Annotated in this window: 10 protein-coding genes and 1 pseudogene; all 11 read right to left on the bottom strand. The window is 63.2% G+C overall.

The window, feature by feature from the left end; all coding sequences use genetic code 11:
• Positions 1-3: 3 nt before the first annotated feature.
• The gene (locus FJW04_RS12635) at positions 4-1,269 is read right to left on the bottom strand and encodes an ABC transporter substrate-binding protein (protein ID WP_140714461.1); all 1,266 of its coding nucleotides are present in this window, start codon (positions 1,267-1,269) and stop codon (positions 4-6) included.
• A gap of 26 nt (positions 1,270-1,295) precedes the next feature.
• On the bottom strand, positions 1,296-2,126 hold the full coding sequence (locus FJW04_RS12630; protein WP_140615474.1) for a carbohydrate ABC transporter permease: 831 nt from the start codon (positions 2,124-2,126) through the stop codon (positions 1,296-1,298).
• On the bottom strand, positions 2,123-3,046 hold the full coding sequence (locus FJW04_RS12625) for a sugar ABC transporter permease (protein WP_140714459.1): 924 nt from the start codon (positions 3,044-3,046) through the stop codon (positions 2,123-2,125). Before FJW04_RS12625 ends, FJW04_RS12630 begins: the two co-directional genes overlap by 4 nt.
• Positions 3,039-4,196 (bottom strand): ABC transporter ATP-binding protein, encoded by a 1,158-nt coding sequence (locus FJW04_RS12620; protein WP_140714457.1) that lies wholly within the window; start codon positions 4,194-4,196, stop codon positions 3,039-3,041. Before FJW04_RS12620 ends, FJW04_RS12625 begins: the two co-directional genes overlap by 8 nt.
• Entirely contained in the window at positions 4,193-5,029 is an 837-nt protein-coding gene (locus FJW04_RS12615) for a metallophosphoesterase (protein ID WP_140714455.1), read from the bottom strand. The genes FJW04_RS12620 and FJW04_RS12615 overlap by 4 nt, the downstream gene beginning before the upstream one ends.
• A 138-nt stretch (positions 5,030-5,167) precedes the next feature.
• Positions 5,168-5,578 (bottom strand): carboxymuconolactone decarboxylase family protein, encoded by a 411-nt coding sequence (locus FJW04_RS12610; RefSeq protein WP_140714453.1) that lies wholly within the window; start codon positions 5,576-5,578, stop codon positions 5,168-5,170.
• A 379-nt stretch (positions 5,579-5,957) separates the two neighbouring features.
• On the bottom strand, positions 5,958-7,454 hold the full coding sequence (locus FJW04_RS12605; protein WP_140714451.1) for a sugar ABC transporter ATP-binding protein: 1,497 nt from the start codon (positions 7,452-7,454) through the stop codon (positions 5,958-5,960).
• Positions 7,454-8,509, bottom strand: coding sequence for a hypothetical protein (locus tag FJW04_RS12600; RefSeq protein WP_140714449.1), 1,056 nt, complete (start codon positions 8,507-8,509; stop codon positions 7,454-7,456). The genes FJW04_RS12605 and FJW04_RS12600 overlap by 1 nt, the downstream gene beginning before the upstream one ends.
• Positions 8,506-10,629: an SMP-30/gluconolactonase/LRE family protein gene (locus FJW04_RS12595; protein ID WP_140714447.1), complete on the bottom strand. Its 2,124-nt coding sequence runs from the start codon at positions 10,627-10,629 to the stop codon at positions 8,506-8,508. The genes FJW04_RS12600 and FJW04_RS12595 overlap by 4 nt, the downstream gene beginning before the upstream one ends.
• 89 nt (positions 10,630-10,718) lie before the next feature.
• On the bottom strand, positions 10,719-11,744 hold the full coding sequence (locus FJW04_RS12590) for a sugar ABC transporter substrate-binding protein (RefSeq protein WP_140714445.1): 1,026 nt from the start codon (positions 11,742-11,744) through the stop codon (positions 10,719-10,721).
• 86 nt (positions 11,745-11,830) lie between these two features.
• Positions 11,831-12,043 (bottom strand): annotated as a pseudogene (locus FJW04_RS12585) (ABC transporter permease); the annotation flags it as partial.

Below are 12,043 nucleotides of genomic sequence, written 5' to 3'. Positions count from 1 at the left end.
TCCTTACTGCGTCGGCAGCATGCCTTCCACGTCGCTTGCCGCATCGGTGAGCGCTTCCTTGGGCGTCGCCGACTGGTCGACGATCCGCGACAGATTGTCGACGATGGTCTGCGTCACCTTCACGCCGTTGGTGCCCGGAAAGGCATACCACGGAACCATCAGTGGCATCTGGCTGAGCCCGGCCTGGAACAGCGGGTTCTTCTTGTAGAAATCGCCGAGATAGTCGGAAGACTTTGCCGCGAGCTCATTGTTGGGCACATAGCCGGTGCCGGGCACGACGACCGACGCGCCATAAGGGCCGGCGGCGAATTTCGCGAATTTCCAGGCGGCGTCCTGCTTGGCGGCATCCTTGGTCAGGATGACCACGGCATTGCCGCCGGTCGGCAGATGGCCGTTGGCCGGATCGATCAGCGGGATCTTGGCCGTCCGCAGCGTGAACTTGTCGCCGACGTTCTTGATGGTGTTGACCAGCGCGCCGGTGGTCTGGAACTCGAAGCCAACCTTGCCGGCCGCGAAGGCCTGCTCGCCAGCCGGCTTGGTGAAGACCGGCATGCCGCCCTCCTTCACCATCCGCTGCAGGATCTCGACTGCCTTCTCGCCTTCCGGCCCGTTGAAGGCGACCTTGCTTTCGTCCTCGTTCAGCATCTTGCCGCCGGCGCCGAACAGCAGCGCCGAAAACATCCAGTCGTCGCCCTGCCAGCGGAAGTCGATGCCGTCGACGCCATTGCCGAGCGCCTTGATCTTGCCGCCGAGCGCGATGACCTCGTCCCAGGTCTTGGGCGGATTGTCCGGATCGCCGCCGGCGGCCTTCATCAGGTCGGCGTTGTAATACATGATCGGGTTCGAGGTGGCGAAGGCGAGGCCGACCTGCTTGCCGTTGACCTGCGCCAGCTTCAGGATCGTGTCGGAGAAGCCGAGCTCAGCCATGTTACCTTCCTTCTTGACCAGCGGGCCAAGATCGACGGCAACGTCGCGTTCGTTGAGCATGCGCAGGCGGTTGAGACCGATGAAGGTGATGTCGGGCATTTCGTCGGTGCCGGCCTGGCGAAGGATGGTCTGGATGCCTTCCTCATAGGTGGCGGACGGGCTGGCGAACTGGATCTTGATGTCGGGATTTTCTTCCATGAACTTCTTCGAGATCGTGTCCATCACGTTCTTGAAGAAGCCGGGCATCGGATAATGGACCGTCAGCGTCGTGTCGGCATAGGCTGGAAGGGCTGTCGCCAGCGACACGGCCGCCGCGGCAAAAATCCTGGAGATATGCTTCATTGCCTCGTTGCTCCTTGTTGGCCCGGTCAGCCTTTGAGACCGGTCATGGTGATGCCTTCGACGAAGCGCTTCTGTGCGAACAGGAAGGCAACGACGAGTGGAAGGGTGATGATCAGCGTGGCGGCCATGAGCGCGCCGTAGTCGTCGCCGGCCTCGGCGGCGCGGAAATACATCAGGCCGAGTGGCGGCGTGGCGTAGGCCTGCTTGCTGACGACGATCAGCGGCCAGTAGAGATCGTTCCAGTGGGCGACCACCGAGAAGATCGCGAAGGCAGTGACCGCCGGCCACGCATTGGGGACGATGACGCGCGCGACGATCCCGAGCTCGGACATGCCATCGAGCCTTGCCGCGTGGATGAGATCGTCGGGCATGGCGCGGAAGAACTGCAGGAACATGAAGATCGCGAACACCGATATCGTGAACGGCGCCACCAGCGAGGTGTAGCTGTTGAGCAGCGACATCCGGTCGAAGGCGACATAGAGCGGCAGCGCCGTGGCATGGATCGGTACCAGCAGGCCGAGCATGACCAGCACCATCATCAGCCGCGCGGCACGGAATTTCAGCTTGGCCATGGCGTAGGCGCAGGGAATCGCGACAAGCACCTGGAAGAAGAAGATCAGGCCGCACACGACGACGCCGTTCCACAGCAGCGTTGCCATCGGCACCTTGCTCAGCGCCTTGGCGAAATTCTCGGCGAAGTAGAAATGCTGGGGGACGAGCGACAGCGACGAGGTAAAGATGTCGCTCTGCGTCTTGCCCGCGGTCGAGATCATGAAGATGTAGGGCGCGAGGATCATCAACGCGCCCAGCGAAAGCAGCGCGAAACGGATGATGCGGCCGGCAGGCAGGCTGGTCATGTGTAATGCACCCGCCGGTCGAGTACGCGGTATTGGAGAAGCATCAGCACGACCAGGATCGCAAGGAAGACGACGGTCATTGCCGAGGCATAGCCGACGCGCAGGTAGACGAAGCCTTCCTGGTAGATGGTGAACAGCAGCACTTCGGAGGCCTTGTTGGGCCCGCCATCGGTCAGCATCTTCACGGTTTCGAAGACCTTCACCGCATTGGTGATGCTGATCGTGACGACGAACAGCGTCGTCGGCCCGAGCATCGGCCAGGTGACCAGGAAAAACCGGTCGAGCGCCGATTTCGCGCCATCGACGTGAGCAGCGGCGTAGAGCTCGCGCGGGATCGCCGTCAGGCCAGCCAGGAACAGCACCATGTTGAAGCCGACCGACTGCCAGACGCCGATGATCGACAGGCTGTAGAGCACGGTGCTCGAGGCGCCGAGCCAGTTCGGGCCAGGAATACCGACCAGCGCAAGCAGCGCGTTGAGTGGCCCGATGGTCGGGTGGAAGAGATATTGCCAGACTGTCGCCATGGCGACGATCAGCGATGCGACCGGCAGGAAATAGACGGTGCGGAAGAAACCGCGCGCCCGAGGTTCGCCTTCGATCAGCAAGGCGACGCCAAGGCCAAGCACGATCGAGACCGGTGCGACGATCGCCGTATAGACCGATGTGTTCCACAGCGATTTGCGGAAGGTGCGGTCGGTCAGGAGATGCGCGTAATTCTCGAAGCCGACCAGGCGGAATTTGCCATAACCGAGTTCAAAATCGGTGAAGCCGAGGAAGATGACGGCGACCACCGGCAGCAGCACGAACAGCAGCAAGAGCACGATCGCCGGGGCCGCCAGCAGCCAGGCGGTGCGGTCCTCGCTGCGCCTGTGGAGGGCCGCGGCGCTCAGGATATTGCCAGCCAGCGCGACGCTAGACATAGGCCGGCTCCTGGCGTGCGGGCGCGGCGCTCGCCGTGCGCAGCCGCTTTCCCTCCGGCCCGAAGACCATGGCATGCTCGGGTGGAAGGAGGATACCCACCGGCATTCCCGCAATCAGGTCCCTCGCCTCGTGCGGCGCCAGCTTGGCGATGACGATGTCGCCCGTCGCGTCGAGCCGGCAATGGGCAACGACTTCCGAGCCGAGGAATTCCAGACGCTCGATCCGCCCGGCAAAGCCGCTCCGCCCGCTGGGAGACAGTTTGACGAATTCGGGCCGGATACCGAGGCTGACCGGGCCGTTTGCCACCTTCTCCATCAGGGCCAACCGGATGCCTTCGAAGCTGACACGGCCATTTTCGGCAAGTGCCGGTATGATGTTGATCCTGGGCTGGCCGACGAAACGGGCGACCTCGATATGGGCCGGATCGTTGTAGATCGCCTCGGGCGCGGCGAGTTGCAGCAGATTGCCGCCGATCATCACCGCCACCCGGTCGGCCATCGAAAGCGCCTCGGCCTGGTCATGCGTCACATAGAGCGTCGGCACGCCGGCGCGGCGGTGCAGTTCGACGATCTCGCCACGGGCGTGCACCCGCAGATTGGCGTCGAGGTTGGAAAGCGGCTCGTCCATCAGGAAGATCGAGGGGCGCCGCACCATGGCGCGCGCCAGGGCGACACGCTGCCGCTGCCCGCCCGACATCTGCCCAGGCTTGCGGGCGAGCAGATGATCGATCTTGAGTACCGTCGCCATCTCGCGGACATCGCGCGAAATGCCAGTGCGGATTTCTTTCTGGCCCGGCAGGGCGGAGCCGACCAGCGGCAGCCGCTGCGTCCGGCTCAGCCGCTTCATGGCCAGCGGAACGGCGATGTTCTGGCCGGCCGTCAGATGCGGGTAGAGTGCGTAGGACTGGAACACCATGGCGATGTTGCGATCGGCCGCGGCGACCGCCGACATGTCCTTGCCAGCAACGAATATCTCGCCGCTGTCGGCATGATCAAGCCCGGCAAGAATGCGCAGCAAGGTGCTTTTGCCGCAGCCCGAGGGGCCGACCAGGGCGATGAACTCGCCCGCTTCGACATCGAGGCTGACGCCGTTCAGAACGGCATTGCCGCCAAAGGACTTGTTCAAGCCGCGGAGCGAGAGCGCGCTCATGACGCGACTTTCCTGCGGACCTTGTGCGCCTCGTGCGGGTAGACCTCGGCAACCACGTCATCCAAATAGTGGACGGTCATACCGGGTATGGCGACGATCTCGCTGGCGACCGTGTCGTCGAATTCATGCATGACGGCGCCGAGCAGCCGCTCGCCCGGCATGTCGCGCTCCATGTCGCCGACGACAAAGGCGGCCGACGGACCCCAGACCAGCGCGGTGTTTTCGTATTTGCCTTGCCATGCCCGGTGCAGGTGACCGCTGGCGAAAAGCGCCACATCATGGGCACCGATGAGATCGTAGAGACGCTGCCGCTCTGCCGGGCGGACGCTCCAGTAACCGGTGTCATCTTCGCCGGGCGCGTCGATGAACAGCGGCTTGTGGGCGAAGAGCGCGACACGCCGGCCGCCACGGCTTTCCAGCGCCGCACGCAGCCATTCGAACTGGGCCTCTTCCTCGGCATCATCAAAGCCCATCAGCAGGCTGTCGAGACCGATAAATCGCCAGTTTCCGGCGTCCTCCGTCCAATAATCGGGACCAACCAGCCGGCGCCAGCGGTCCAGGCGTTCCGCATTGACCGGCTGCAACGAACCGAGGAGATGGCCGACATCGTGATTGCCGGGCACCAGCAGCATCGGGACCGAGATTTCCCGCATCAGCTCCATGCAGAAGCCGATGTCGTCGTCCTTGTCGGCGCCGTCGACGCTGAGATCGCCGGTGTGGATGACGAGATCGGCGCCGCTTTGCGCGATCCAGGCGGCCAGCGGCTCCCAATTGCCGTTGAAATGCGGCTTGGTCGGGCTGAAATGGGTATCGGTGATCTGGACGATTTTCATGCCGGCTCCATTGCGAGAGCCGGCTGCCGGGAACCCACCGGCGCGACTTCGCGTGGGTCTCCTTAGTGCCGTTACATGTCACTTCCTTAACAGGCAGGGGACAAATGTTCCCCGCCATGCCGATAGGCTGGCTGACGGCTAGCTTTTCACCTCGAATTGCGGATCGACCGGGATCTGCATGGCCGTGACCAGATGATTGGTCTGCCCGGCGAGCCCGATGATCGACACCAACTCGCCGTGCTGCGCGTCTGTCATGCCCTTGGCGCGCGCCGCCGCCGTGTGCGAATGCACGCAGTAGGAGCAGCCATTGGCGGTCGACACCGCGATATAGATCATCTCCTTGGTTAGCGGATCGATAGCGCTCTCGGCGACCATCACGACCTTCAACTGCTCCCAGATCCGCTTCAGCGCCGCCGGATCATTGGCCAGCCCGCGCCAGAAATTGTTGACGAAATCCGATTTGCGCGTCGCCCTGATGTCGTCGAACACGGCCTTCGCCGCCGGGATTTTTTCCACCTCGGCATCGCTCAGGAGTCTTGTGGTGGCCATGGCATTTCCTTTCGTTGGATCGGTGATCAGGTCGTTGATTCAGGTCTCGAGCAAAGGGGGCTAACCGGCCTTCCTGATTCAGCTTTCGATCGCAAAAGCGTTTGCAGATTTGCCGAAGCACTAAACTTCGTCATCCCTGGGCGAAGCAGGCGCGAAGCGCCGTCGCGGAGACCCTGGGATCCATTCCGTGACGTCTATCGAAGTGTGCAGCAGAGCGAAATTCCGCACCGTAGCAGCGCTTCCGAGCCCCGGCATGGATCCTCGGGTCTGCGCCGCGTCGCTGCGCTCCTTGCTCCGCCCGTGGATGACGAAATGGCGGATGAGGCGGCTAACCTCCGGTGTTCCATCCAACGGTGCGATCATCCGCCTTCCCCGCCCCCTAGTGCACCGCCGCGTACATGATCTTCTCCTCCGTGGCCTCCGCCGGAGAAAACTCCTCGACGATGCGGCCTTGCCGGCATACGAGTATCCGATCCGACAGGTTCATGACCTCCGGCAAATAGGATGAGATCACCACCACGGCCAATCCCTCGTCGGCCAGCCGGTTGATGATCTGGTGGATCTCCGCGATGGCGCCGACATCGACGCCGCGCGTCGGTTCGTCGAAAATGACGATGCGCGGCTGCTGCACCAGCCCCTTGCCGATCACCACCTTCTGCTGGTTGCCACCGGAGAGTTCGACCACGCGAGCATTGTCGTTGATCGCCTTGATGTTGAGCGTCTTCGTCCATTCGGCCGATAGCGCGTGCATCTCCTGCTGGTTGATCACCCAGGCCTTTTCACGGCCGGCCGCCAGCAGACCACCGAACAGGTTCTCGGCGATGCTCATCGTCTCGAAGATGCCTTCGCTCTTGCGGTCCTCGGTGACATAGACGATGCCGTCCGCCACCGCTTCGCTCGGCACGAGATAGCGCACCGGCCTGTCGTCGAGTTCGATTGTACCGCCGCGCAAAAAATCGCGCTTGTAGATGCCCGACACGATCTTGAAGGTCTCGGTGCGGCCGGAGCCGATCAGGCCGAACACGCCGGTGATCTGGCCCTCGAATATCGAGAAGGAGTTGTTGCGCACGACATTGCTCATCGAAATGTCCTGCACCGACAGCACTCTACGGCCCGCCTTGCGCAGCTTGGCTTCGTCGCGCTGGCGGTAGATCTGCCCCGACAAAGTGCGCCCGACCATGGCGGCGACGATCCTGTCGCGGTCGAAGGCCGGCGTGTCGTCGGTGATGACCAGCTCGCCGTCGCGCAGGATGGTGATGCGGTCGGCAATCATCAATGCCTCTTCCAGCGCGTGGCTGATGAAGACGATCGAGACACCGTTCGCCTTCAGCCGCCGGATCAGCGCGAAGAAATGCCGTTTTTCCTCCGGAGTCAGCGTCGCCGTCGGCTCGTCGAAGATGATGATCTCGGCATTGTGGCGCACGGCGCGCGCGATCTCGACCATCTGCCGCTTGGCGGCACCAAGTGTGGCCACCATCGCGTTCGGATCGACGGGAAAATTCAGCGACTGCAGGAACTGCTGTGCTGAAATATACGTGCCGCGCAGCCGGTTGAGGAATTTTTCAGCACCGAGATAGAGGTTCTGCGCCACCGTCATCGACGGCACCAGGCTGGTCTCCTGGAACACCATGGCGATGCCGGCCTCGAGTGCGGCATGCGGCGAAGCGTAGGCGATCTCCCGGCCCTTGTGGAACATCCTGCCGGATGTGGCATCGACGACGCCAGCGATGATCTTGGTCAGTGTCGATTTACCCGCGCCGTTCTCGCCGAGCAGTGCGTGGATTTCGCCTTTGCGCAGTTCGAAGCTGACGTTCTTGACTGCCGGAACGCCGCGATAATTCTTGGTGACGTTTTCGAGGCGAATAATTGGTTCCATCAGAAACCTCCCGAGGCGAGGTCGACGGCCAGCACGCAATCGCCACCCCTGGAAGCAACGAACAGCTGGCCGCCCTTTTCCACCACGCTGCAAATGCCGTGGCGTGTGCCGTTGGCGCGGCTGTGCAGGCTGAATTGCGGCTGCATGTTCTGATCGAGCTTGACCACCAGCCCGTAGGAACGGCTCGGCGACCACGGCTTGTGGATGCCCATGGTTCTGATGCCGCCACATTGCAGCGGTTCGAGGAAGCTGCGGCTGGAGGCCATCGCCGGCGCGATCCAGTAAGCCGGCGGCACCTGGTCGATCATGTCCTGGCGGTAGTGCGTTTCCTGCAGCACGAATTCGATCAGCCGGTTGCGTGGCGCGAACAAGGTCAGCCACGCCCCGCCATCGCCGGCCGGCGACAGCCGAGCGGGATAGCCGGGCAGATGCGTCATCACGGTCGAGCGATTGCCGGTCGCGCCATCGAAGCGCACGAGTTGGTGACGCCAGCTCTCGCTCACCAGCACATCCCTGCCAAGGGGCTGGAGCCCGTAGGGAAAGGCGATCCCGCCGGCTATCTTGCGGAACTCGCCACCTGCCCCGTCTCGTTTCCAAAGCGAACCGGACGCGCCCTTCTTCATCAGATCGGCGGCCCATTGCGACGGCGTATGCTCGGCCGACCCGTTGGCCAGCCACAGCGCGCCGTCCTCGGCATAGGCAAGTGCTGTTATGCAGCTGATACCAGCCGGCGGCGAAACCTCCTTGCCTGATATCAAGAGCTTGCCGCTTTCGAGCCCCACCGTCAGTTGGCCCGATGGCGACAGAGCCAGCGCCGTGATTGGGGAAGGAAAGGTCTTGACAACCTTCGGTTCAGTGTCGGCGGCGAGCGAATAGATGGCGTTGCCGCTGGAGGCCAGCAGCCGCCCATCGGCAACCAGCAAATTGTCCGGCTCGGTCAGTTCAGCAAACGCAGGCGCCTCATCCAGCCGCGTGTTGGGACGGAAGGCGCCGTCGAGCGGCGGGATGGTCACCGCCTTGCCACGAAACATATCCAGGATCGGGTCGAGGATCATGGCTGCGCTCCCCAATACGAGGCGGAGCTGGTCCAGTTCGGGTCGGCGCCGGAAACCTTGTAGCGGCCGATGCGATTGTTGAGAATGCCGCCGACGAACAGATATCCCTTGTGCTCGCGCATCGAGGTGACCATCGGGTGCGCGCCGCCCGTCAAGTCGCCCATCGCCTCGACGATGCCGCCCTTCTCGTTGAATTTCACCACGCCGCCGGTGTTGATGTTGGGGAACAGCCATTCGTCCTGCGGCAGCCGGCGCGTCATGCGCTTGCGCATGTCGGGGTGGCGCAACGACAGGTCGAAGCTCGGCGTGCGCATGCCCAGCCACGCCATCCAGTAATTGCCGTCCGACGCGCGGTTGATGTTGTCGGGATAGCCCGGCATGTCGCGGATGACGCATTCGGCGGTGCCCGCCTTCGGCCCTTCCAGCCAATAGCGATGCACCCGGCAGGCCCAACTTTCGGCGAAGAACAGCGACTTGCCATCATGCGCCATGCAGACACCATTGGTGTAACGGTAGCCGTCGAGCAGCGTCCTGGTCGACCCATCCCTGGGATCGTAGACCAGGAGGCGGCCGGTGGCGCGGTTCTCGATCGAGTCCAGCGCCCAGTCATGCGCGTCATAGCGCTTGGTCGAGTCCGTAAAATAGATGCGGCCGTCCGGCGCGATATCGCAATCATTGGGATCGCGCAGCCGCGCATCGTCGACGATCGAGGTCCAGGAGCGCGACGTCTCGGCCGACAGCCTTTTGACCGCGCGATCCGGAGAGACGGAATAGAGCCCCATCGCGCCGACGCAGCTGATCAGATTGCCCCCTTTGTCAAAGGCCAAGCCCAGCGGAAAACCGCCAATATGGGCGAACACCTCCGACCTGACATAATCCGGCGCGAAGAAGCGAACGATCTCGCCATGGCGCGTGCCGCAATAGAGATTGTCGTCGCGGTCGAGGATGACGTCTTCCGGCCCTTCCAGTTCGCCGAGCCCGATATGGTCGGCCGCCGACAGCCGGTTGTCGAGCGCGTAAGGCGTGCCCGAGCCCGGCACCGCGGACTGGGTTTCGCCCATCCTGAGATAGACCGGCGCGACATAGACCTCGTTCAGCACCTTGTGGCGGTTCTTGAGCCAGCGAATGTCGATGGTCACCGCCACCGCCAGCATGATGCCGAGCACCATCTGGTTGGTACCGGTGCCATAGCCCAGCCGGATCAGCCCGTTGGTCATGGTCAGCACGATGATGGCGCCCATCAGCCCCTTGATCACCGAGCCGCGCCCGCCGCCGAGGCTGACGCCGCCGACCACCGCCGCCGTCAGCGCCATGATCTCGAGGTTGAGGCCGGTGCCTGGCCCCGCCCCGCTCAGGCGGCAGGCGATGAGAAAGCCGCCGATCGAGGCGCAGAAGCCGGAAAAGACATAGGTCATGAACACGGTACGGCGCACCCGGATGCCGGCATTGTGCGCCGAACGCCGGGAGCCGCCAACTGCCAGCACGTGCCAGCCCGGCCGCGAGCGCGTCAGCGCGACATGGGTGACGATGGCGAGGATGATCGCCAGCCACACCGAGACGGACAGGCCCCAGAAAGTGCTGTCGCCGATGAAATCGAGCACGTCTGACGTAGCGGTCGAAAGCTGCACATCGGCTGCATAGGTGGTGACCAGGATGTCGAACAGCGCCCGCCCGAAGATGAAGGTCACCAGCGTGGTGAGGAACGCCCGCAGCCTGAGATAGCCGACGAGGTAGCCGTTGATCGCGCCGAACACCAACCCGGTGGCGAGTGAGGCGGCCAGCGCCAGCCAGATCGACTGTTCGAGGATGAAGAAGACATAGACGGCGGAAAAGCAGGACAGCGCGAAGATCGAACCGACCGAGAGATCGATGCCGCCGCCCAGCATCACCACCGTCATGCCGGTGACGACCATCGAAAACTCGCCGAGCTGGCGGGTCGATTCCTGCAGGGAAGAGAGCTTGAAAAAGCCCGGAATGATCGAGCCGAAGGTCGCCAACGTCACCACCAGCGCCAGGAAGGGAATGGCGTTGTCGGTCCAGCGCTTAGTCAGTATCTCGCCGACGAGGTGGTCGGGCACGAGATTGTAGCGCCAGGACTGGAGGCGTTCGCGAAAGCTCATCGGGTCACTGCTGCCAGGTCTGGGCCACAAGAGAAAGAGGTGGTCGGACGATCCGGCCACCTCGTCGATATCGGTTGCAGACGATCAGCTTACTTCGCCGCTGCTTCGGCCTGCAGCGCCTTCAGGTCCCAGCAGCTGTCGGGCTTGAGGTCGGCCTTGGTCGTCGCCTTCTCCAGCGTGTAGATGTAGGTGTGGGAGGTGCCGGCTGGCTGGCCGCTCTGCAGCAGGAATTTGATGAGGGCGTTCATGTCGCCCGATTGGCGGGCAAGATCGGTCATCACCACGGCGCCGTAGGTGCCGTCGTTCAGCTTGTCGCAATCGGCCGCCTTTTCGCCGCCGCCGGTGGTGACCAAAAACACCTTGCCGTCGAGCTTGGCGTCGCGGATCGCGGCCGACGCGCCGGTGGCATCGCCATCCCAGAAGTCGATGATCGAGCAGATGTCCGGGTTCTGCTGCAGCATGGTCGTGGTCACGTTGCGCGAGGTCGTCGCATCCCAGTTGGAATCGGGCTTGGCCACGACCTTGAAGTCGGGATGCTTGTCCAGCACCTTCATGATGCCGGCATATTGGTAAAGGCTGGAGGAGTTGGCCTGGTCGCCCTGCACCAGCCCGATCTTCTTGGACGAGTTCTCGCCGCAGCCCTTGATCGCGGCTTCCGCCTCGAGCTGGCCGAGCCGGTCCCAGTCGCTGCCGACGAAAGCATCGGCGGGAAAATTCGCCGGATTGTCGACCAGGATCACATAGGTGCCGGCGGCCTGCGCCTTCTTCATAAGCTTGGAATAGGAGTTGAGGTCCGGCGCATGGATGATCAGGACATCAGGTCTGGTGTCGGACGAGATCGCGTCGGTGATCGCCTGCGCGCCGGCATCGACGACCCAGTTGGGATCGCGCGTTTCGAACGTGCCGCCCCAGGCTTCGACCTCCTTCTTCAGATAATGCGCCCAGCCCTGCGCCAGGTCGAAGCCCATCGCCAGCGGCACCAGCATGACGCGCTTGCCTTTCAGCGCTTGTGCATAGGCAGCGGGGCCTGGATCGTCGGCGGCGAAGGTCGGCGCCACGAAGGCGGTGACGGCCAGCGCCGTGGCCGCCGCCATGAGTGTTCTGATCAGTTTCATGTCTCATCCTCTGGTTCGGTTTTCATTGCCGGCCGATCGTCCCGATCGGACCGGGTACCCCGAGCAGATGGGCTAGCCCATCTGCTCTAAATGTCACCTTGTTGTGCGGTCTGTTCGTCGCGCGGATTGATGATGCCGTCGACGATGATCGCGCCGAGCAGGATCGCCGCCTTGATCAGGTTCTGGTAGAGCAGCGGAATGTCGATGATGGTCATGGCGTTGAGCAGGATGCCGATCAGCGCGGCGCCGACCAGCACATTGCGCACCCCCCCCCCCCCCCCCCACAACCCCAAACCCCC

The organism is Mesorhizobium sp. B2-7-3, from assembly GCF_006440715.1.
Taxonomy (GTDB): domain Bacteria; phylum Pseudomonadota; class Alphaproteobacteria; order Rhizobiales; family Rhizobiaceae; genus Mesorhizobium; species Mesorhizobium australicum.
This window is presented reverse-complemented; position numbering and strand designations above follow the sequence as displayed.